General features: G+C 70.2%; 18 protein-coding genes. 12 read left to right on the top strand and 6 right to left on the bottom strand.

Features of this window, described 5'->3' with window-relative positions; genetic code table 11:
- Positions 1-3 precede the first annotated feature (3 nt).
- Positions 4-1,191 (top strand): THUMP-like domain-containing protein, encoded by a 1,188-nt coding sequence (locus tag QRN16_RS07225; protein WP_027507035.1) that lies wholly within the window; start codon positions 4-6, stop codon positions 1,189-1,191.
- On the opposite strand, the gene QRN16_RS07220 is transcribed toward QRN16_RS07225, so the two are convergent.
- Positions 1,176-2,501 (bottom strand): outer membrane protein assembly factor BamB family protein, encoded by a 1,326-nt coding sequence (locus QRN16_RS07220; RefSeq protein ID WP_285185332.1) that lies wholly within the window; start codon positions 2,499-2,501, stop codon positions 1,176-1,178. The genes QRN16_RS07225 and QRN16_RS07220 overlap by 16 nt on opposite strands.
- A 126-nt stretch (positions 2,502-2,627) precedes the next feature.
- Between QRN16_RS07220 and QRN16_RS07215 the strand changes: the two genes are divergently transcribed.
- Positions 2,628-3,371 (top strand): acyltransferase, encoded by a 744-nt coding sequence (locus QRN16_RS07215; RefSeq protein WP_027507033.1) that lies wholly within the window; start codon positions 2,628-2,630, stop codon positions 3,369-3,371.
- Between the two features lies 1 nt (position 3,372).
- Here QRN16_RS07215 and QRN16_RS07210 read toward each other — a convergent pair whose 3' ends face one another.
- The 3 genes from QRN16_RS07210 to QRN16_RS07200 are packed head-to-tail and all read right to left on the bottom strand — an operon-like array spanning position 3,373 to position 6,940.
- The gene (locus QRN16_RS07210; protein WP_027507032.1) at positions 3,373-4,620 is read right to left on the bottom strand and encodes a glycosyltransferase family 4 protein; all 1,248 of its coding nucleotides are present in this window, start codon (positions 4,618-4,620) and stop codon (positions 3,373-3,375) included.
- A complete protein-coding gene (locus tag QRN16_RS07205; RefSeq protein ID WP_502943991.1) occupies positions 4,617-6,125 on the bottom strand; it encodes a 1,4-alpha-glucan branching protein domain-containing protein in 1,509 nt (502 codons plus the stop codon). Before QRN16_RS07205 ends, QRN16_RS07210 begins: the two co-directional genes overlap by 4 nt.
- Before the next feature lie 29 nt (positions 6,126-6,154).
- Complete coding sequence (locus tag QRN16_RS07200; RefSeq protein WP_285185325.1) at positions 6,155-6,940, bottom strand: class I SAM-dependent methyltransferase; 786 nt, start codon at positions 6,938-6,940, stop codon at positions 6,155-6,157.
- A gap of 256 nt (positions 6,941-7,196) precedes the next feature.
- Here QRN16_RS07200 and QRN16_RS07195 point away from each other — a divergent pair, with 256 nt between their 5' ends.
- From QRN16_RS07195 to ligA, 8 genes are all read left to right on the top strand, one after another.
- Complete coding sequence (locus tag QRN16_RS07195; RefSeq protein ID WP_056445483.1) at positions 7,197-7,997, top strand: electron transfer flavoprotein subunit beta/FixA family protein; 801 nt, start codon at positions 7,197-7,199, stop codon at positions 7,995-7,997.
- A 50-nt stretch (positions 7,998-8,047) separates the two neighbouring features.
- On the top strand, positions 8,048-9,004 hold the full coding sequence (locus QRN16_RS07190) for an electron transfer flavoprotein subunit alpha/FixB family protein (protein ID WP_027507028.1): 957 nt from the start codon (positions 8,048-8,050) through the stop codon (positions 9,002-9,004).
- 124 nt (positions 9,005-9,128) lie between these two features.
- The gene (locus tag QRN16_RS07185; RefSeq protein ID WP_285185321.1) at positions 9,129-9,968 is read left to right on the top strand and encodes a GNAT family N-acetyltransferase; all 840 of its coding nucleotides are present in this window, start codon (positions 9,129-9,131) and stop codon (positions 9,966-9,968) included.
- A complete protein-coding gene (locus tag QRN16_RS07180; protein ID WP_285185319.1) occupies positions 9,965-10,876 on the top strand; it encodes a lysophospholipid acyltransferase family protein in 912 nt (303 codons plus the stop codon). Before QRN16_RS07185 ends, QRN16_RS07180 begins: the two co-directional genes overlap by 4 nt.
- A 70-nt stretch (positions 10,877-10,946) precedes the next feature.
- Positions 10,947-12,155 (top strand): cysteine desulfurase family protein, encoded by a 1,209-nt coding sequence (locus QRN16_RS07175; RefSeq protein WP_056445477.1) that lies wholly within the window; start codon positions 10,947-10,949, stop codon positions 12,153-12,155.
- A gap of 30 nt (positions 12,156-12,185) precedes the next feature.
- The gene (mnmA, locus tag QRN16_RS07170) at positions 12,186-13,295 is read left to right on the top strand and encodes a tRNA 2-thiouridine(34) synthase MnmA (protein WP_222631828.1); all 1,110 of its coding nucleotides are present in this window, start codon (positions 12,186-12,188) and stop codon (positions 13,293-13,295) included.
- On the top strand, positions 13,292-14,317 hold the full coding sequence (locus tag QRN16_RS07165; RefSeq protein ID WP_285185314.1) for a uroporphyrinogen decarboxylase/cobalamine-independent methonine synthase family protein: 1,026 nt from the start codon (positions 13,292-13,294) through the stop codon (positions 14,315-14,317). Before mnmA ends, QRN16_RS07165 begins: the two co-directional genes overlap by 4 nt.
- 62 nt (positions 14,318-14,379) lie before the next feature.
- Complete coding sequence (ligA, locus tag QRN16_RS07160; protein WP_285186079.1) at positions 14,380-16,530, top strand: NAD-dependent DNA ligase LigA; 2,151 nt, start codon at positions 14,380-14,382, stop codon at positions 16,528-16,530.
- Here ligA and QRN16_RS07155 read toward each other — a convergent pair.
- On the bottom strand, positions 16,474-17,124 hold the full coding sequence (locus QRN16_RS07155; RefSeq protein WP_027507022.1) for an ACT domain-containing protein: 651 nt from the start codon (positions 17,122-17,124) through the stop codon (positions 16,474-16,476). The genes ligA and QRN16_RS07155 overlap by 57 nt on opposite strands.
- 173 nt (positions 17,125-17,297) lie before the next feature.
- Between QRN16_RS07155 and gatC the strand changes: the two genes are divergently transcribed.
- Together gatC and gatA are read left to right on the top strand one after the other, a co-directional pair.
- Positions 17,298-17,594 (top strand): Asp-tRNA(Asn)/Glu-tRNA(Gln) amidotransferase subunit GatC, encoded by a 297-nt coding sequence (gene gatC, locus QRN16_RS07150; protein WP_027507021.1) that lies wholly within the window; start codon positions 17,298-17,300, stop codon positions 17,592-17,594.
- A complete protein-coding gene (gatA, locus tag QRN16_RS07145; protein ID WP_285185312.1) occupies positions 17,594-19,090 on the top strand; it encodes an Asp-tRNA(Asn)/Glu-tRNA(Gln) amidotransferase subunit GatA in 1,497 nt (498 codons plus the stop codon). The genes gatC and gatA overlap by 1 nt, the downstream gene beginning before the upstream one ends.
- On the opposite strand, the gene QRN16_RS07140 is transcribed toward gatA, so the two are convergent.
- On the bottom strand, positions 19,045-20,361 hold the full coding sequence (locus tag QRN16_RS07140; RefSeq protein WP_285185310.1) for an alpha/beta-hydrolase family protein: 1,317 nt from the start codon (positions 20,359-20,361) through the stop codon (positions 19,045-19,047). The two genes, gatA and QRN16_RS07140, sit on opposite strands and share 46 nt — an antisense overlap.
- Positions 20,362-21,016 lie beyond the last annotated feature (655 nt).

Here is a 21,016-nt window from a genome sequence, read left to right as displayed (position 1 = left end):
TCGGTGGGATACTCGTTCGACCTCGACGACGTCGAGTACCTGGCCGGGGCGTCCGACGCGCTGGCCGCGGTCGGTGACCGTGCGCTGACGCCCGCCACGCTGGTCTCGGACATCGGCCGGATCCGCAGTGCCTTCGGTGACCGCGCCGCCGCGCTGATCGAGACGGTCACCCTGCGCCGCAAGGCCGCGACCAAGCTGCCGTTCGCCGGAACGTGGTTGGTCACCGACGACGCGGTGCAGCAGGCCACCACCGAACAGGTGTCCCGGCACCGGGCCGAGCGGCTGCGCGGACGTCGCATCCACGACGTCACCTGCTCGATCGGCACCGAACTGCACACCCTGCACTCGGTCGCGGACATCGTGGTGGGCAGCGATCTCGATCCGGTGCGGTTGGCCATGGCACGACACAACGTTCCCGACGTGGCCGTGCTGCGTGCCGACGCGGTGGTCCCCACCACGCGCGGCACCGTCGTCGTCGCCGACCCCGGCCGCCGCGCCGGCGGCCGCCGCCGTCACGACCCCGCAGCCCTCGAACCCCCGCTTCCGGACCTCCTCGACGCCTATGCCGGCCGCGACCTGGTGGTCAAGTGCGCACCGGGTCTCGACGTCGACCGTCTCGACCTCACGAGCCGACACACGCGGGCCGAGGTCGAACTCGTCTCCCTCGACGGCGCCGTCCGCGAGGCGTGCCTCTGGCTGGGGGAGGTGGCGGACCCCGCTGTGCGTCGCCGTGCGACGGTGCTCCGGTCGGACGGTTCCGCGTGGGAGGTGACGGACGCCGACTCGGACGCCATCGACGACGATCGTGCCCCTGGCAGGTACATCGTCGATCCCGACGGCGCCGTCGTGCGGGCCGGTCTCGTGCGCCACTACGCCGCGAGACATGGACTGTGGCAACTGGATCCACGCATCGCGCACCTCACGGGAGACGCGATACCGGAGGGGACGACGGGCTTCGAGATCCTCGACAGGTTGCCCTTCACCGAGAAGGTGTTGCGCAAGCGGCTCGCGGAGCTGGGATGCGGGTCGCTCGAGATTCTCGTCCGTGGCATCGACGTCGATCCTGCGTTGCTGCGCCCCCGGCTCGATCTCCGGGGCACCGTGCCGCTGGGGCTCGTGATCACCCGGATCGGGCGCTCGGGGGTGGCCTTCGTGTGCGGGCCGCGCACCGGGCCTCAGCGGAACGAGTAGAGGGATCCCAGCGCGGTCGGGACGACCACCTCGCCGTTCGAGCCGACGACGACTCCGGGGCTGTAGCCCTCGGCGCCGGGGAGCGCGTCGGTGTCGACCGTCTCGCCGGTGGCCGTGTCGAAGGTGACGAGTGCGAGCCCGTCACCGTCGCCGACCACCGTGTAGCCCGTGGTGCCACCCGCCAGTGCGGAGGAACCCTGTGTCACGAGATCTGGCCGCTCCCAAACCATTTCGGGTCGCTCGCCCGCATCGCGGATCGCCCGCAGATGCGACCCAGCGCCGCCCGCGGGGACGATGGTGCCGTCCGCAGCGACGGACACACTTCCTGCCGCGCGGTCACCGACGAAGTAGGACCAGATCTCGGAGCCGTCCTCGGTGGAGTACGCACGCACGGTGCCCTCGACGTCCGTGAGGTACACACGGTCACCGTCGGGTGACACCACGGGGCTCGATGTCACGGCGGCGGGAAGCAGGGGCGACGACCACGCCTCGGTGAGGCCGGGGGAGTCCCCGCCGGTATAGGAGAGCGCCACGAGCTGGGGAGCGATGGCGCCGGCGCGCCACAGGACGAGGTAGACGGTCGAGGACTCCAGATCGACGGCCGGTGCCGCCGCGACGGCGCAGTCCGGCCCACCGCCCAGGCAGGCCAGCAGACCGTCGTCCGCGGGCCGCAGCGTGGTGTTCGGCGCGTCCAGGGGCGTGGGATTGGGGTTCAGGTCCAGTACGGGTGCGACCGCGTTCCCGGTCTGGTTGCTCAGCACGTTGATCTGACCGAACTGGGTGACCACCAGGACGTTGCCGTCGGGCAGGAACTGCGGGGTGCGCGGTACCCCGTAGACCGGTGTGCGCCAGCGCAGTTGACCGTTCTGGTTGATCGAGCTCATGCTGCCGTCGTCACCGGCGTAGAGGTTGGACGCCGAGTCGGCGACCGCGGTCGACGAGACGCCGGAGGGTCCGAGCGAGTTGCAGAACCGCTTGCGTCCGGTCTCGCCCTGGAACGATCCGAGCGCGCAGCCGGCGTCTCCGGTCATCGTCACCGTGATCTGACCGTTGGGCGCGACGGAGGGACGTGTGGACGTGGGAGCGCCGAGAGGGCGGGTCCAGTCGAGAGCGAGGGAGCGCCTGCCCTCGGTGGTCACGGAGGCGGAGTTGTGGGCGTCGGCGAGACCGCCGCGCCAGCCCTCGTCGCCCAGGATGTCGATGGGCCCGGAGTCACTGCCACAGGCCCCGAGGGCGAGGGCGCCGACCGCGAGGAGAGCGGCACCGGCTCGACGAGTGCGCACCGAGGTACGCGGGTTCTCGTCGTGCATGCACTCTCCTGATGTCGGGTGATCGGCTCGCACGAGACTAACGGCTGAAACGATGCGTCACGGTTCCGACCCCCGGTGGTCGGCCCCCGGGTTCCCTGCGGCGGCGCCGACAGTAATGTGCCGCCCATGACCAGCATGTGGAACGCGCCGTTGCGCACCCGGTGGCGAGGATCGCGGCGACGCGACCCCGACCAGGCGCGCTTCCTCACGCTCGCGTCGCTGCGCTGGGTGATCGGCCACAAGGCGTACACGCCCTGGTACCTGGTGCGGTACTACCGCCTCGCGCGTTTCAAGGCCGCGAACCCGCACGTGGTGCTGCGCGGAATGGTGTTCCTCGGCAAGAACGTCGAGATCCACGCGACGCCCGAGCTGGCGCGACTCGAGATCGGTCGCTGGGTGCACATCGGTGACGGCAACGCGATCCGCTGCCACGAGGGGTCGCTGCGCATCGGTGACAAGGTGGTGTTCGGCAAGGACAACGTCGTCAACACCTATCTCGATATCGAGATCGGTGCGTCCACCCTCGTCGCCGACTGGTGCTACATCTGCGATTTCGATCATCGGACCGAGGACATCACGGTGCCGATCAAGGATCAGGGCATCGTCAAGTCGCCGGTGCGGATCGGCCCGGACACGTGGATCGCCGCGAAGGTGACCGTGCTGCGGGAGACCGTCGTCGGTCGCGGCTGCGTCCTGGGCGCGCACGCGGTGGTCAAGGGTCACGTGCCCGACTACGGGATCGCGGTCGGCGCACCCGCACGAGTGGTCCGGAACCGTCGCACCGACTGGGAGGCCGGCGCGGAGGACCGCGCGGCGTACGTCGCCGCACTGGAGGACATCGCCCGCAAGAAGTCGCTCGGGAGCGAGTGACTCAGTCCCGTTCGGGCAGTGGACGTTCGCTGATCGTGGGCCTGCCCAGCGGAAAGCGCACCCGGCGCTTCGCGGTGGAGTAGACCGTGGCGGTCTCGCGGGCCACGGAGTGCCAGTCGAAGTCGGACGTGAGTCGCGCACGTGCCGCGTCACTCCGGGTACGTGCCGCAGCGGGGTCGTCGAGTGTGCGCCGCACCGCCGTCGCCAAGGAGCCGACATCGCCGGGAACGAAGGACATCCCGGTGACGCCGTCGACGACGGCTTCGCCCAGGCCGCCCGCGGTGGAGGCGACGAGCGGTGTGCCGGCCGCGGCGCCCTCGAGGGCGATGATGCCGAAGGGCTCGTATCGACTCGGCAGCACCAGCGCGTCCGCCCGGTGCAGATGCCCGAGAACGCCGTCGTGGCCGAGGGATCCGACGAACGTCACCGCCCGGCGCACCCGGTGCACACGCGCCAGATCGACGAGGTGGTCGAGCTGGGTCCCGTCGCCGACGACGGTGAGCGTGGTGCCGGGGTGCGTCCGTCGGACACGGGGGAGTGCCGCTATCAGATCCTGCACCCCCTTCTCGTACTCCAACCGACCCACGAAGAGCAGGGACGGGGCGCCGGTGCGCGCCGCGCGAGGACGGTACGTCCAGGTCCGGGTGTCGATGCCGTTGCGTATCACGTGGACCGGGGACGGAAGCGGACCGAAGAGGCGGACCACCTCGTCCTCCATTCCCGCGGAACACGTGATGACGGAATCGGATTCGTGCGCCAGCCACCATTCCACGGAGTGCACCTGGCGGTTCACGCGGCCGGAGACCCATCCGCTGTGGCGTCCGGCCTCCGTCGCGTGGATCGTCGAGACCAGCGGGACGTCGTAGTACTCGGCGAGCGCGATCGCCGGGTGCGCCACCAGCCAGTCGTGGGCATGGACGACGTCGGGAACCCACCCCTCGCCGATGCCGGGCTTGGAGAGTGCGAGGCCGGCGCGCACCATCGCGTGACCCATCGCGAGCGTCCACTCCAGCATGTCCACTCCGAAGGTGAAGTGCGCCGGATCCTCGGCCACGGCGACGACGAGCACGCCCTCGGCTACCGAGCTCACGGTGGGGTGGGTCGCCGCGTCGGAACCCGTGGGGCGGCGGGAGAGGACCACCACCTCGTGTCCGGCCGCGGCCAGTTCCACCGCGAGATGGTGGACGTGGCGACCGAGGCCGCCGACCACCACGGGCGGGTACTCCCACGAGATCATCAGGACCTTCACGCCCGCACCTCCCGACCCGTCGGTTGCAGACGCCGCGCATCGAGGTCCGGGAACAGATCGTCCGCCTGGTTCCACCCGGATGCAAGGTCGGCGGCTCGTGCGTGATGCCCGTGCACGCGGGCGTCGGCGATCTCGCGCACCGCGTGAGCGTGCTTGTGGGCGCGGTCGCGGGCGTACTGCGCGGCCGAGTCCTTGCTCACCATGAAGGCCCAGTCGCTCGAGACGGTGAGCATCGTCTCGCGCAGGATCTGGTCCGCGACACGGTCTCGCAGACCGCCGGGGGGTGTGGCGTCGACGGCGTCGAGCGCGGTGGCGGTGACCTCGGCGTTGAGATCGACCAGGTCGCGGACGGGATCGCCCGCCCACACCCGCCAGTCCTTCCCGCTGCCCCAGGAGGTGTCCGGGAGGTCGACGGGGTCACCGACGTAGCCGTCTCGCTTCGCGCCCGCGAGTGTCCCGACGCGGATGCCGGCCTCGGGGAGCGCACGCAGGATGCCGGCCAACCATGCCGGACCCTCGTGCCACCAGTGTCCGAAGAGCTCGGTGTCGAAGGCGGCGACCACCAGTGCCGGGGACCCGGTGCGCGCGTGTTCGGAGCGCAGCCGGCGGCGAACCACGTCGACGAAGTCCTCGACGTGCGAGCGGACGGCTGCTGCGGCGCGCTCCGGTTCGTACGGTGCCTTGTCCGGGCCCGCGACGCTTCTGCCGGTGACCCGGGACGGCTTCAGCCCGGTGTCGTGGTCGTAGGTGTGGAAGTCGCGGTACGCGGAATGACCGGGATAACCGGACTTCGGTGACCACACGCGATAGCTGACCGGGAGATCGCGACCGAACGCGACGACGTGGGTGTCGCCGACCGGACGGCCGCACGTCGTGTCTCCGTGCAGAGCCGGGCCGTCGACCATGAAGTGTCCGACGCCCGCGGCGGCGTAGTCGAGTTCCATCCCTGCGGTGAAGGCGCACTCGGGTGCCCAGATGCCCTCGGTGCCGCGGCCCCACCGGCGTACGGCGTCGGCGCGTCCCTCGCGGAGCGCGAACGTCCGCAGTCGTGGGTCGAGCAGAGGTTGGAACGGGTGCATCGACGGCCCACCGAGCAGTTCGACGGCGCCGGAGTCGGCCAGTTCGCGCAGTCGGGGGGCGCCGCCGTGGCGCCAGCGGGTCTCGAACTCGTGCAGAGCGGCAGCCGATCGCCGGTGTTCGCGGTGACCGAGCGCGCGGCGGTCCGGGTCACGGGACCCGGCGGCTTCGGCGGCGCGGAGCTGCCAGTTGCCGAGCCAGTGATGCATCCCGTCGAGGCTGTACGGATCGTCCAGTTGGGCGGCGAGTACCGGGGTGACGCCGAGGGTCAGCAGATCGGTGCGGCCCTCGTCGGCCAGGGTCCGCAGTTCGCGGACCACGGGCAGGTACGAATCTGCCCACGACTGGTAGAGCCACTCTTCCCCGACGGGCCACCGCCCCTGGTGGGCGAGCCACGGGAGATGGGAGTGCAGGACGAGCGCGAACATGCCCGGTTCGTCGGCCGAGGTGGCGCTCGTCACGTGCTGGACGGTTTCCGGGCCACCGCGACGAGATCCAGGCTCTCGTCGATCGCCTCGGCGTGAAGGTCGAAGTCGTCGACGGTGATGCCGGCGACGTCGGCGACCAGGGTCGCGGGCCACGGCTCACCGGCGAGCGCGCGGTCGATCTGCGCGTCGATGAACGATCCGCCGTGGGTCGCGTCGAGTGCGCGCAGTCGCTCGCCGTGATGCACTCCGGTCATCGAGTCGATCTCGAATCCCGTGTCGGACAGTAGTTCCCGTAGTTCCGCAGGTGCGAGCTCGCGGGTGTGGAAGGGGTTCAGCGGGGTGTCCCGGCCGGGGGAGAACGTGATGCGGTTGGGAGTGCTGACGAGGAGGACGCCGCCGGGAACCAGAACCCGGAGGCACTCCCGCAGGAACTCGGCCTGGTCCCACAGATGTTCGATCACCTGGAAGTTGACGACGACGTCGACGCTCTCGCCGCGCAGCGGCAGCATCGCGAGGTTGCCTCGGGTCATGGCGACCGACGGGTACCGGCGAGCGACGTGTTCGGCGGCGCTGCGGTCGTAGTCGAGACCGATCACCCGTGTCGCCGTCCGCGCGATCATGTCGGCGCCGTAGCCCTCGCCGGAGCCCGCCTCGAGCACCACTCGGTCGGCGCAGGCCGGTGCGAGACGGCGGTACACGACCTCGTGCCGACGGAACCAGTAGTTCTCCTCGGCGATGCCGGGCACGGTGCGCTCGCCGGTGAGCGGGAGGGGTGTCTCGGTCGACACGGTCGTGTCGGTCGCGGCGTCGTTCATCCGGGCGACAGTAGTTCCCACCTGCCCGGTCGAGCGACGCCGGTCGGCGGTCCGAGGGGCCCCGGGGGGTGATTTATCGGCCCGACAGGAGTAAGTTACCCATCAGTAACCACGAATGGGGTAACGTCCGTGACACGTCGGTTCCGGGGCTTCGGCCCACCGCGCGCAGCGTGAACTCCGAATACGTTTCGGGCCCCGCGCTACGAGATCAAGACCTGATTCACCGAGACAGGACACAGGAGGTCGACGAAGACCCATGACGAACATCGTCGTACTGATCAAGCAGGTTCCCGACACGTGGTCCGAGCGCAAGCTCTCGGACGGCGACTACACGCTCGACCGCGACGCGGCCGATGCCGTGCTCGACGAGATCAACGAGCGCGCCGTGGAGGAGGCACTCCTGATCAAGGAGCGCGACGGCGGCGAGGTCAAGGTTCTCTCGGCAGGACCCGACCGCGCGACCGAGGCCATCCGCAAGGCCCTCTCCATGGGCGCGGACAGTGCTGTGCACGTCAACGATCCGGCCATGCACGGTTCCGACGCCATCCAGACCGCGTGGGCTCTCGCTGCCGCACTCGGCCAGGTGGAGTTCGAGAACGGTGAGGCCGCAGATCTGGTCATCGCCGGCAACGAGGCGACCGACGGCCGCATCGGCGCGGTCCCCGCCATCATCGCCGAGTACCTCGGCATCCCGCAGCTGACCCAGATGCGCAAGCTGGTCGTCGCCGACGGCAAGGTCAGCGGCGAGCGCGAGACCGACGAGGGCATCTTCGGCCTCGAGGCGGATCTCCCCGCGATCGTCAGCGTCACCGAGAAGATCAACGAGCCGCGCTTCCCGTCCTTCAAGGGCATCATGGCCGCCAAGAAGAAGTCGGTGCAGGTCCTCACCCTCGCCGACATCGGCGTCGATCCGGAGACCGTGGGCGTCGCGAACGCGGGCACCACCGTCACCACGGTGACCCCGAAGCCGCCGAAGACCGCTGGTGAGCGCGTGAACGACGAGGGCGACGGCGGAACCAAGGTCGCCGAGTACCTCGTCGCGCAGAAGATCATCTAGATCCCCGTCACCAGCACACATTCGTCCCACTGCAGTACAGGAGAAACACCATGGCAGAGGTACTCGTACTCGTCGAGCACGCAGACGGGGCACTGAAGAAGGTCACCAGCGAGCTCATCACGGCCGCCCGCGTTCTGGGTGAGCCGTCCGCGGTGGTCACGGGAGCGCCGGGCACCACCGACGCGATCGCCGCCGCACTCACCGAGGCCGGCGCCGCGAAGATCTATGTCGCGGAGTCCGCCGACGTCGACGGCTTCCTCGTCACGCCCAAGGTCGACGTGCTGTCGTCCCTGGCCGAGTCGGTCTCGCCCGCCGCGATCCTCACGTCCGGTGGCATCGAGGGCAAGGAGGTGGCGGGTCGTCTCGCCGCTCGCCTCGGTGCCGGACTGCACCAGGACGTCGTGGCGATCAACGCCGACAAGTCCGCCACGTACTCCATCTTCGGTGGCGCGTTCACCGTCGAGGCGAAGACCAACGGCGACGTCCCGGTCATCTCGCTCCGCCCGGGCGCCATCGACGCCGAGCCGCAGGCCGGTGCCGGTGAGCGTGTCGACGTCGAGGTTCCCGCGCAGGAGGAGGCCGTCGTCAAGGTCACCTCGCGTGAGCCCGTCGCCGGCGGCGACCGCCCCGAGCTCACCGAGGCGTCGGTCGTCGTCTCCGGTGGTCGCGGTGTCGGCAGCGCGGACAAGTTCTCCGTCGTCGAGGACCTGGCCGACTCGCTCGGTGCGGCCGTCGGCGCGTCGCGTGCAGCCGTCGACTCGGGCTACTACCCGGGCCAGTTCCAGGTGGGTCAGACGGGCAAGACCGTCTCGCCCCAGCTGTACGTCGCGCTCGGCATCTCCGGTGCGATCCAGCACCGCGCCGGCATGCAGACGTCCAAGACGATTGTCGCCGTCAACAAGGACGAGGAAGCACCGATCTTCGAGATCGCGGACTTCGGCGTCGTGGGCGACCTCTTCGACGTCACGCCTCAGCTCGCCGAGGCAGTGAAGAAGCGCAAGGGCTGATCCCCTCAGCAGTACCCGAGAGCCCCGCTACCGTTCGTCGGTAGCGGGGCTTTCGTCGTTCGTGCACCTTCCGGTCACGTCGTGTTGTGAGTGCCGTCGAGTGGGCTCGATAGATCTATGTGCCATGACATCAGATGTGTGCGACTCGGCACCGACCGTCATCACCCCGTCCTCGGCCGACGAGCACGTGCTCGTCTCCGACAAGCACCACTCACTCGTTCTCGGATCCACCCCGGAACACGTGCTCGCGGCGCAGCGGTTGCGCGCCACCGTGTTCGGCTCGGAAGCGGGGTACGAGTCGACCACCTTCGACGGCGGCCTCGACGCCGACCGCTTCGACGACCACTGCGATCACCTGCTCGTCGTCGACAACCGCACCGGCGATCGTGTCGGCTGCTACCGCATGCTCACCCCGGACGGTGCGGAGCGCGCCGGCGGGTACTACACGGCGACGGAGTTCGACATCAGCGAACTGCGTGCACACGAGTTGCGGACGGTCGAGATGGGTCGTGCGTGCGTCCTGGAGGGCCATCGATCCGGCTCGGTGCTGGCGCTGATGTGGTCCGGGATCCTCCGGTACATCGACCTCGGTGGCTACGACCGGGTGATGGGCTGTGTGTCGGTCCCCATGGCACTCGGCGACGGGGAGTCGGACGGCGCGCACGTCAAGGGCGTGTACGACCTCGTCGAGAAGCGGCACCGCTCCGAGGTCCGCGCGTACCCCCGCACCCCCGTGCGCGTCGACGGTGTCGCCCTCGCCGACATGACGGCGCCCGCCCGCACCTCGGTGCCGGCCCTGATGCGCGGCTATCTGCGCATGGGCGCCTCGATCTGCGGGGAGCCGGCCCACGATCCCGATTTCGGCGTCGCGGACTTCGTCACCCTCCTGCACATGAAGGACGCCAACGTCCGCTATCTCGACCGGCTCCGCTCGGCCGCGGCGACCGCGGAGTCGCACGCGTGACGACACACGCCTGGATGCCCGCCAGCCCGTGCGGGACGGGGTGCCATCCGGCGGTCTCGGCGACCGTGGGCACCGCACGCGTGGTGGTGCGCTGCGTCCTGGTGGCGGTGCTGCTCGCCGTGGTCCCGCTCCTGCTGGCGGGCCGGGTGTTGCCGGCGGGCGGTCGACGCGCCGCCGCACGTGCCGGAGCCAAGGGACTCCTCGGCGCGCTCGGTGTCCGGGTGACTCTGGACGGCGACCGCACGGCCGAGCCCACCGGCGTCGGAACGCTCGTCGTCGCCAATCACGTGTCCTGGACGGACGTCCTGGTGCTGGCAGCCTGTTTCCCGTGCCGCTTCGTCGCCCGCGCGGACCTCGTGGACTGGCCCGTCCTGGGTCTGCTCGCACGCATCGTGCGGGTCGTCCCCATCGCCCGTGAGCGACTCCGCTCCCTGCCCGGCACCGTCGACGAGGTGACCGAGGCCTTGCGATCGGGAGCCACGGTGGTCGTCTTCCCCGAGGGCACCACCTGGTGCGGAACCGCCTACGGATCGTTCCGTCCCGCCCTGTTCCAGGCGGCCATCGACGCCGGTGCGGTGGTGCGGCCGATCGCGGTCACCTACCGCGACGTCGACCACCGTCCGACGACGGCCACCGCCTTCGTGGGCGACGAGACCATCGGCGAGTCGATGTCGAGGATCCTGCGGCTGAAGGGCGTCCGTGCCGCCGTGCGGGTGTGCGAGGACATCGCGCCCATCGACGATCGTCGACTGCTGGCGCGCAGCGCGGAGTTGGCCGTGCGCCGACACCAGGACGAGACGGCAGTTCCGCCCCTGCGCGTCACCCGCACGCGACTGCCGCGCCGGGATCGGCTCGCCCAGCCGGTCCGCCCCGGTGAGTACGCCGGAACCGTCGTGCGGGCGAGCTGACGCACGGCAGTTCGGGCGTGCTCGCGCGGGGGAGAGGCGAGGTCCGCGACCGGTTATCCTGGACCACGTCATGCCACAGCCCCCACGTGTGCCCGGAACGCCGGTGTACCTCGATCATGCCGCGACCACTCCGATGGTCCCCGCGGCGATCGAGGCGATGACGGAGATCCATCGGACCGTGGGAAACGCGTCGTCCCTGCACGGATCGGGGCGCACGGCCCGCCGCCGCATCGAGGAGTCGCGGGAGTCCATCGCCGCGGCGCTGGGCGCTCGTCCGTCCGAGGTCATCTTCACCTCCGGCGGCACCGAGAGCGACAATCTGGCGGTCAAGGGCATCTTCTGGGCACGCCGAGCGCGTGATCCTCGTCGCGTCCGGGTGATCACCAGCTCGGTCGAGCATCACGCCGTGCTCGATGCCGTGGAGTGGCTCGAACGTCACGAGGGCGCCGCGGTGTCCTGGTTGCCGGTCGAGGCCGACGGCCGCGTCCTCCCGTCGACGCTGCGCCGAGAACTCGAGCTGCACGCCGACGAGGTCGCCGTCGTGTCGATCATGTGGGCGAACAACGAGGTGGGCACCATCATGGCGATCCGCGAACTCGCTGCCATCGCGGCCGAGTTCGACGTGCCCATGCACAGCGACGCGGTCCAGGTGGCCGGTGTCCGTGAGCTCGACTTCGCGTCCAGTGGTCTCTCCGCGCTGTCCATCGCGGCACACAAGTTCGGCGGACCCCAGGGCGTCGGCGCGCTGCTGCTCGGACGCTCGGTGCCCTGCGAATCACTGCTGCACGGAGGCGGTCAGGAACGCGACGTCCGGTCCGGGACGCCCGACACGGCAGGTGCCGTGGGCATGGCGGCCGCCCTCGACGTCGCCGTCGCCGGACGGGCCGACACCGAGGCGCGGCTCGTGGCGTTGCGCGAGCGTGTCATCGAGGGTGTCCTCGACGCGGTGCCCGGCGCGTCGGTCAACGGTGCCCGCGGCGCGGACAGACTTCCCGGCAACGTGCACGTCACGTTCCCCGGATGCGAGGGCGATTCACTGTTGATGTTGCTCGACGCCTCCGGTGTCGAGTGTTCGACGGGATCCGCGTGCACGGCGGGTGTCGCGCGGGCGAGTCATGTGCTGCTGGCGATGGGCGTCGATGCGGCCGATGCCCGCGGATCACTGCGGTTCTCCTTGGGCCACACCAGCACCGACGCCGATGTCGACGCACTGCTCGAGGTCCTGCCGCGCGTCGTCGAACGTGCGCGGGCCGCCGGCATGGCGTCCAGTTCGAGATGACGAGAACGTCGAGACGAGAAGAGTGGTGACATGAGAGTTCTGGCAGCGATGAGCGGCGGCGTCGATTCCGCCGTGGCGGCGGCGCGTGCCGTCGATGCCGGCCACGAGGTGGTCGGGGTGCACCTGGCGCTGTCCACCGCTCCCGGCGCTCTGCGCACCGGGTCGCGCGGGTGCTGCTCCAAGGAGGACGCCGGGGACGCGCGCCGCGCCGCGGACGTGCTCGGGATCCCGTTCTACGTCTGGGATTTCGCGGATCGGTTCAAGGAGGACGTGATCGACGACTTCGTCGCGTCCTACGCCGCAGGCGAGACCCCGAACCCGTGCCTGCGCTGCAACGAGAAGATCAAGTTCGCGGCGCTCGCCGATCGGGCCGAGGCGCTCGGTTTCGACGCGGTCGCCACCGGCCACTACGCCCGGCTCGAGGACGGCGTGCTGCGTCGTGCGGTCGATGCCGACAAGGACCAGTCCTACGTGCTGGGCGTCCTCACCGCGCGCCAGCTGTCCCGTGCCCTGTTCCCGATCGGGGACACCCCGAAGGCGGAGGTGCGTGACGAGGCCGCCCGCCGCGGTCTCGCCGTCGCGGACAAGCCCGACAGTCACGACATCTGCTTCATCCCGTCCGGCGACACCCGGGCGTTCCTCGGCGCCCGTATCGGCGTGCGCCCCGGATCGGTGGTCGACGCGGACTCCGGCGCGGTGCTCGCCGAGCACGACGGTGTGCACGGGTTCACCGTCGGCCAGCGCAAGGGCCTGGGCGTCGAGGGACCGGCCGCCGACGGCAAGCCGCGGTATGTCACCTCCATCGAGCCCGAGACCGGGACCGTTCGGGTCGGCTCGGCGAGCCGCCTCGACGTGTACGGCATCGATGCGAGCACACCCGTCTGGACGTCCGGCACGGCGCCCGAGGGCGACGTGGACTGCGTCGTCCAGGTCCGGGCACACGGCGGACTCGCGGACGCCGTCGCTCGTGTCGACGGCGACACCCTGCGAATCGGTCTGCGGTCCCCGCTCACAGGAGTCGCACGTGGTCAGGCAGCCGTGCTGTACCGCCCCGACCCGGCAGGCGACATCGTGGTCGGCAGCGGCACCATCGCGGGAACCTCCGCCGAGTCGCCACTCACCGCGTCCGCTCGCCCGTGACGGATCCTGCTGCCGCTCTGGCAGGCGTGGCGACGGGCGTCGGCTCGTGGCCGGGAACGGACATCGCGAACGCCGTCACGACGGTGATCGGCGAGCTCCCCGACCTGCCGCACGTCGTGGAACTCCCGGCGCGAGGTCTCGGCGCCGACATGATCGGCCGCACCGGCGTGCTGCTGGTCGACATCGAGATCGATGCGGCCACCAGCGGATACCGCGTGAGCCGACGGCCGAGTACGACGAGCCGCCGGGCCCGCGACTTCCTGACGGAGGACCTCGACGTTCTCGAGGAGCAGTGGGAACTGGCCGGGCTGCGCGGATCCGGCCGCGCCGTCAAGGTGCAGGCCGCGGGCCCGCTGACGATGGCCGCGGACATCGAGCTGGCGTTCGGTCACCGCGCCTTGACCGACCGCGGTGCGGTGCGCGACATCGCCGGGTCATTGGCCGAGGGAGTGGCCGCGCACGCCGACGAGGTCGCGAGGCGGCTCGGCGCCGAGGTGGTCGTCCAGTTCGACGAACCTCGCATCGCGGCCGTGCTGGCCGGTCGCCTGCAGGGCGTGACGAGCCTCGAGCAGATCGCCGCGGTGCCGGCGCCGGAGGTGGCCGACCTGCTGGGCTCGGTGGTGCAGCGGGTGAACCGACCCGTGATCGTGCACACGTGCTCCGCCGACGTCCCGTTCGAGGTCTTCGGACGCAGCGGGGTGCACGGCGTCTCGTTCGATCTGTCCCTGTTGTCCGCGTCGCGGTACGACGCGGTCGGCGATTACCTGGAGAGCGGCGGTGTCGCCGTCCTGGGGGTGGTGCCGGGAACCGACCCGGAGAAGTACCCGGCGTGGCGCGAGAGTGCGGCGCCCGCAGTGGAACTGATGGATCGGTTGGGCTTCCCGAGGCGGTACCTCGCCGAGCGCGTCGCCGTCTCACCCACGTGTGGGTTGTCCGGCGCGAGCCTGCCGTGGGCCCGGCACGCTCTGACGGTGCTGCGCGACGTTCGCGCTGCTTTCACCGAGGATCCCGACGCGCTGTGACACCGGCCTTCGTCACCGGGAACGGTGTCGGAGCGCTCCGATAGTCTGCGATCGTGGACGAGATCGAGACACCGCCGGACCTGGTCCCGGCCTCACCCGAGCAGAAGCAGGAGCGGGACGCGCTGGCCGAGGAGGTCCGCGGTCACCAGTTCCGGTACTACGTGCGGGACGCGCCGATCATCTCGGACGGGCAGTTCGACGAGTTGCTGAAGCGCCTGCAGGCGATGGAGGAGGAGCATCCGGATCTCCGGACGCCCGACTCGCCGACGCAGCTCGTCGGTGGCGGCTTCGAGACGGATTTCACGGCTGTCGACCACCTCGAGCGAATGTTGTCCCTGGACAACGTGTTCGACGTGGACGAGCTGCGTTCCTGGGCGCGCAGGGTCGAGGTGGAGGCGGGGGAGAACCTGCATTACCTCTGCGAGGTCAAGATCGACGGTGTCGCGCTCAATCTCGTGTACGAGAACGGCCGACTGGTGCGCGCCGCCACCCGCGGTGACGGACGCACCGGGGAGGACGTGACCCTCAACGCGCGCACCATCGACGACATCCCCGAGGTGCTCACCCCGTCGGACGAGTTCCCGGTCCCGACGCTGCTCGAGGTGCGGGGCGAGGTGTTCTTCCGGCTCGAGGACTTCCAGGCGCTCAACGCCTCTCTCGTCGAGCAGGGCAAGCCGCCGTTCGCCAACCCGCGCAACTCCGCCGCGGGGTCGCTGCGGCAGAAGAACCCCGCGGTCACCTCGCGGCGGCGGCTCGGCATGATCTGTCACGGGTTCGGCCGGATGGAGGGCTTCGCCCCCGCCGCCCAGTCCGTCGCGTACGACGCGCTCGCCGCCTGGGGTCTGCCGGTCTCGACTCACACCGCACTGGTGCAGGGCGTGGATGCGGTGGTCGAACGCATGGAGTACTGGGGAGAGAACCGGCACTCGGTCGAGCACGAGATCGACGGCCTCGTGGTGAAGGTCGACGAGATGGCGTTGCACCGCCGACTCGGATCCACGTCCCGCGCACCCCGCTGGGCCATCGCCTTCAAGTATCCGCCGGAGGAGGCGACCACGACGTTGCTCGACATCCGGGTCAATGTCGGTCGCACCGGGCGAGTGACGCCGTTCGCGTTCATGGAGCCGGTGCTCGTGGCGGGGTCGACGGTGTCCCTGGCGACGTTGCACAACGCGTCCGAGGTCGTGCGCAAGGGCGTGCTGATCGGAGACACCGTGGTCATCCGCAAGGCGGGCGAGGTGATCCCGGAGGTGCTCGGTCCGGTGGTCGACGCGCGCACCGGGGACGAGCGGGAGTTCGTCATGCCGACGCACTGCCCCGAGTGCGGAACCGAGCTCGCACCGGCCAAGGAGGGCGACGCCGACATCCGCTGCCCCAACTCGCGCTCGTGCCCGGCACAGTTGCGGGAGCGGGTCTTTCACGTCGCGGGCCGTGGTGCATTCGACATCGAGGTGTTGGGGTACGAGGCCGCGACGGCGCTGCTGTCCGCACAGGTGATCGAGGACGAGGGCGATCTGTTCGATCTCACCGAGGACCAGCTCACCCGGACGGATCTCTTCCGAACCAAGGCGGGAGCGCTGTCCGCGAACGGTCGGCGATTGCTGGACAACCTGGGGCGAGCCAAGGATCAGCCGCTGTGGCGGGTGCTCGTCGGATTGTCGATCCGCCATGTCGGGCCGACCGCCGCCCGCGCCCTCGCCGCCCGCTTCGGGTCGCTCGAGGCCATCCGGGCGGCGACGGAGGAGGAACTGGCCGCCGCCGACGGGGTGGGCCCCACCATCGCCCGCGCAGTCGTCGAGTGGTTCGACGTCGACTGGCACCGCGCCATCGTGGAGAAGTGGTCAGCGGCGGGCGTGCGCATGGAGGACGAACGCGACGAGAGTATCGAGCGCACGCTCGACGGTCTGTCGATCGTCGTCACCGGATCGCTCGCCACGTTCACGCGTGACGACGCGAAGGAGGCGATCCTGGCCCGCGGCGGCAAGGCGGCCTCGTCGGTGTCGAAGAAGACGGCGTTCGTGGTCGTCGGCGACGCGCCCGGATCCAAGCACGACAAGGCGCTCGAACTCGGTGTTCCGGTGCTCGACGAGGACGGGTTCCGCACGCTGCTCGGCGAGGGGCCCGACGCGGCCCGCGCGCTGGTCGCCGGGGCGGACTCAGCCGAGGACGGTGGCGACGATGCCGGCCAGGTAGCCGAGCCGGGCGATCTCTGACGGTCGGAAGTCCGGTCCGCCGGGTCGTCCGAGCACCAGCACGGTGCCCGACGATCCGAGTGGTGCCGCGGCCAGTGTCGTGTCCATGTCCTTCCACGACTGCGGAACCCATGCTCCGGTCGGGTCGAGGACTGCCGGCTTCTCGAGGGGCATCCACGGCATGTCGTCGGCCCGCGACTCGGGCGCCCCGGAGCTGCCGACGATGACGGCCGGACCATGATCCGACATGCCCACCACGGTGCTCCATCCGACGCGCAGCACCCGCGGCGCACCGTCCACGAGCACCTGCAGACGGTCGTCGTGCGCCGTCGCCACCTGATCGATCAGCTCGAGCTCGCGGTGTGTGTCCAGGATGCCGGCGTAGGGACGGATCGAGTCCACGCGGACGTCGGTGAGCTTCTCGGCCGCGGTGATGAGTGTGTCGGGGAGGGCGCCCGGCGCGACGTCCACCACCAGATCGTCCACCGCGAATCCGGCTCCGCGTTCGATGACGTCGAGCGACAGGATGTCGGCCCCCACCGAACCCAGGGCGACGGCGAGCGACCCGAGACTGCCCGGACGGTCGGGCAACTGGACCCGCAGGAGATACGACACGCCGACATCCTCGCACTCGACGCCGTCTCCATCGAGTCGCACGCGGCTCACGGGAAGGTGGAGGACGGCCGGGCTCGCCGTCCCTCGCCGCGGCGCGAGGCCGTGACGGAGGGGTGGTCGCCACGAACTAGGCTGCTCGGCATGCGTTACGAATCGAAGGGGGCCTGACGGACGTGTCTGCCATATCCCGCGACGAGGTCGCCCACCTCGCACGACTGTCCCGGCTCGCGCTCGAGGAGCACGAACTCGATGCGTTCGCCGGTCAGCTCGACGCCATTCTGGGCCACGTGAAGGCGGTGTCGGAGGTCGACGTCTCGGACGTCGACGCCACAGCGAGTCCGCTCGCTGTGACCAACGTCACCCGGCCAGACGTCATCGTCCCGGGTCTCGGCCCGGACAGTGCCCTCGCCGAGGCGCCCGCGTCCGAACAGAGCCGCTTCGCGGTGCCGCGCATCCTGGGAGAAGAGTGATGACCGCCGCCGAGCAGACCGATCTGATCCGGTCCACCGCGTCCGACCTGGCCGCGAAGATCCGCACCCGCGAGGTCTCCGCCGTGGAGGTCACTCGCGCCCACCTCGATCGCATCGCCGAGGTCGACGGAACGCTGCACGCCTTCCTGCACGTCGCGGGGGACGAGGCGATCGCCGCCGCCCAGCGCGTCGACGACGCGTTGGACGCGGGTGAGACGCCCGCGTCGGAGTTGGCCGGCGTCCCGTTGGCGCTGAAGGACGTGTTCACCACCACGGACATGCCCACCACCGCCGGCTCGAAGATCCTCGAGGGATGGGTCTCGCCGTACGACGCCACGGTCACCGCGAGGCTACGTGCCGCGGGAATCCCGTTGCTGGGCAAGACCAACATGGACGAGTTCGCGATGGGGTCGTCCACCGAGAACAGCGCGTACGGACCCACCCTGAACCCGTGGGACACCACTCGGGTGCCGGGTGGATCGGGCGGCGGTTCGGCCGCGGCGCTCGCCTCGTTCCAGGCACCGTTGGCCATCGGTACCGACACCGGTGGCTCGATCCGGCAACCGGCCGCCGTCACCGGAACCGTCGGGTGCAAGCCGACGTACGGCGGCGTCTCCCGGTACGGGCTCATCGCCTGCGCCTCTTCCCTGGATCAGGGCGGTCCCTGCGGGCGGACGGTGCTCGACACCGCGTTGCTGCACCAGGTCATCGCCGGACACGACCCCCGCGACTCGACGTCGGTCGACGCGGCGGTGCCGGACGTCGTCGCGGCGGCGCGCCGCGGCGCGGGTGGAGATCTGACGGGCGTGCGCGTCGGCGTCGTCAAGGAACTGCACTCGGACGCCTATCAGCCGGGGGTCATCTCCTCCTTCGACGCCGCCGTCGAGGTGCTCACCTCGCTGGGCGCCGAGGTGGTGGAGGTGTCGTGCCCCAACTTCGATCACGCCCTCGCCGCGTACTACCTCATCCTCCCGTCGGAGGTGTCGTCCAACCTCGCCCGCTTCGACGCGATGCGCTACGGACTGCGGGTCGGTGACGACGGAACGCACAGTGCCGATCAGGTCATGGCGATGTCGCGTGCCGCCGGATTCGGTGCGGAAGTCAAGCGCCGCATCATGATCGGCACCTATGCGCTGTCGGCCGGCTACTACGACGCGTATTACGGCCAGGCGCTCAAGATCCGCACGCTCATCGCTCGGGATTTCGACCGGGCCTACGAGAAGGTGGATGTGCTGGTCTCGCCGACCACCCCGTCGACGGCGTTCGCGCTGGGCGAGAAGGTCGACGATCCCATCGCGATGTACCTGTACGACCTGTGCACCCTCCCCACCAACCTCGCGGGGCATCCCGCGATGTCGGTGCCGTCGGGTCTTGCGGACGGTCTGCCCGTCGGACTGCAGATCATGGCTCCGGCCATGGCGGACGACAGGCTCTACCGCGTCGGTGCCGCCTACGAGGCGGCCCGCGGAGAGTTCCCGCACCCGTCCGCCGTCTGATCGACGATCGCCGCTCCCTGCTCGGGCCCGTACCGGTGTCCGTGCCCGGCAGGGGCGCCGGTCGCCAGGATCAGGTCCGCAGTCGCGGATGCGAAGGACAACACCGGAAACCACGATGGCAGAGGGGAATCGCTGCGAACGCGGCTGTCCCGTCTCGGCGGATCGACGATCGTCGACGGTGACCAGGTAGGAACCGGATCCGAGGCGTTGGACACGACAGTGTCCGGCACCGGGCTCGGTCCGGGACGCTCCGCCGGGGGTGGCCCGACGGAGACCGTGCCGCATACCGCGGATCGGACGTGCCGCGGCGCCGCGTCGAGAGCCGCACGTGCTGCCCACGCACCGAGACTCTGCCCGTAGACGACGACGTCGGGGCGCTGATCTATCGCGCGATGCGAGAGTCGGTCGGTGATCGCCGTGAGCAGAGCGGACGTCGCGTCGAGTGCGCGGTCTCGCTCGGTCAGGTAGGCCAGCCAGCTCGGTGAGTCCGAGTACTGCACACTCACGGTGGCAGCGCGAGTGCCCAGTCGCGCATCCACCTCCGACAGGGCCGCCTCGTCGACCCATCCCGATCCGGTCGGCACCGCCACCACCAGGACGTTGCGGTCGAAGGCTCCGACTCGGTCCAGTTCGTCGACGGCAAGATCGGCGCGGCTGCGGGGGTCTGGACCGGAGTGCAGACCCGCATACACGCGAATGGTGTCGGGTGTCGCGCCTCCCGTCACCACCCGCTGCCCGTGCTCGTCGAGGGTCGACCACGGAATCAGCGACACTGCCGATCCGGACCGAGCCGCGGTGACACCGCCGACCGAGTCGGTGGCCGTCGACGGCCCCGTGAACGACAGGAGGACTCCCACGGCGACGACTGCCACCGACATCACCCGGATCGGCGTGGTCGATGCGCGACGAAGAACCCTCGGCACCTGAAGGACGACGGCGCTCGCGGCGACGACGAGCACGAGGACCGTCGGCCAGTAGTGCAGGGGAATGCGCGGTACATCCATGGCGCCGCGAATAATGTTCTGCCACAGATGTTCACGAATCACGCACGCGGCGATGACGCAGGTAGCGGCACCGGCGACGACGGGAGAACGCCGCGGGCCTCGGCGTGTGCCGACCAGGCGCACGGCGACGAGAGCCAGGACGACACACACCGTGGTCAGCACTGCCTGGGCGAGCGGCCCGCGCGGGAGGGATCCCGGCCACAGTGACATGCACGCCGCAACCGCGAGGCCGATCGACTTCAGCGTCGTGGGCACGCGCACGCTCATCGTCGTCCTCCGGCCGCGACGAGAAGCGCCTCGAGGACCGCTGCAGCCAGTGCCGCGAGCAGCCGGGTCGGGTTCTCGAACACGGGCGGTCCGTACGACTGACGCCACGAATCGCATTGGCTTGATCGTCGGGGGAAGCGGCACCGACCGCGTCGCCTACACCGAGATTCGCGGTCACCGCAGCGCAGCAGCGACCGCGGGCGACGCCCCCGACACCAGCAACGAGGCGGTCTCGTGCTGCTACCACCCCGACACCGCCATGCTCAACGGCCACGACAACCTGGACGCCCACACCTCCGCCGTGCACCACGACCGCAATCGTCGCCTGACAGCCCCACGGGCCCCAGGCAGCAGACTCGATGACCGACATCATCACCAACCGCCACGGAGACGAACTCGCGACCGGGCAGCGGCGGCTCGACCGCCCGGCCCGGAACACTGCGCATCGACCACTTCGAGAACCTCGGAACCGCCTTCGCCGCCGCGGTCTGCACCGTCGTCTCAGCGCACGACCAGGACACCGGCAAGATCACCGAACCCGGACGCGTGGTGAGCATAAAGATCGACAGCCTGCACACCACCCCGTCCGGCAGGGGATACCAGCGCGCGGGCGCCTGACCGCCACCGACAGGAACCGAGTTATGAGCAGTAGCCT

This window comes from Rhodococcus sp. MEB041 (genome assembly GCF_030208955.1).
Lineage (GTDB): Bacteria > Actinomycetota > Actinomycetes > Mycobacteriales > Mycobacteriaceae > Rhodococcoides.
Note: the sequence above shows the minus strand (reverse complement) of the source record. Positions and strands in the feature narration are given on the sequence as shown.

Excerpts from the sequence above, each read along its gene's own strand:
- QRN16_RS07220 (WP_285185332.1), bottom strand. The coding sequence starts at position 2,501 with ATGCACGACGAGAACCCGCGTACCTCGGTGCGCACTCGTCGAGCCGGT.
- QRN16_RS07195 (WP_056445483.1), top strand. The coding sequence starts at position 7,197 with ATGACGAACATCGTCGTACTGATCAAGCAGGTTCCCGACACGTGGTCC.
- QRN16_RS07185 (WP_285185321.1), top strand. The coding sequence starts at position 9,129 with ATGACATCAGATGTGTGCGACTCGGCACCGACCGTCATCACCCCGTCC.
- QRN16_RS07215 (WP_027507033.1), top strand. The coding sequence starts at position 2,628 with ATGACCAGCATGTGGAACGCGCCGTTGCGCACCCGGTGGCGAGGATCG.
- QRN16_RS07205 (WP_502943991.1), bottom strand. The coding sequence starts at position 6,125 with ATGTTCGCGCTCGTCCTGCACTCCCATCTCCCGTGGCTCGCCCACCAG.
- mnmA (WP_222631828.1), top strand. The coding sequence starts at position 12,186 with ATGAGAGTTCTGGCAGCGATGAGCGGCGGCGTCGATTCCGCCGTGGCG.
- QRN16_RS07140 (WP_285185310.1), bottom strand. The coding sequence starts at position 20,361 with ATGAGCGTGCGCGTGCCCACGACGCTGAAGTCGATCGGCCTCGCGGTT.
- QRN16_RS07190 (WP_027507028.1), top strand. The coding sequence starts at position 8,048 with ATGGCAGAGGTACTCGTACTCGTCGAGCACGCAGACGGGGCACTGAAG.
- gatA (WP_285185312.1), top strand. The coding sequence starts at position 17,594 with ATGACCGCCGCCGAGCAGACCGATCTGATCCGGTCCACCGCGTCCGAC.
- QRN16_RS07200 (WP_285185325.1), bottom strand. The coding sequence starts at position 6,940 with ATGAACGACGCCGCGACCGACACGACCGTGTCGACCGAGACACCCCTC.
- QRN16_RS07175 (WP_056445477.1), top strand. The coding sequence starts at position 10,947 with ATGCCACAGCCCCCACGTGTGCCCGGAACGCCGGTGTACCTCGATCAT.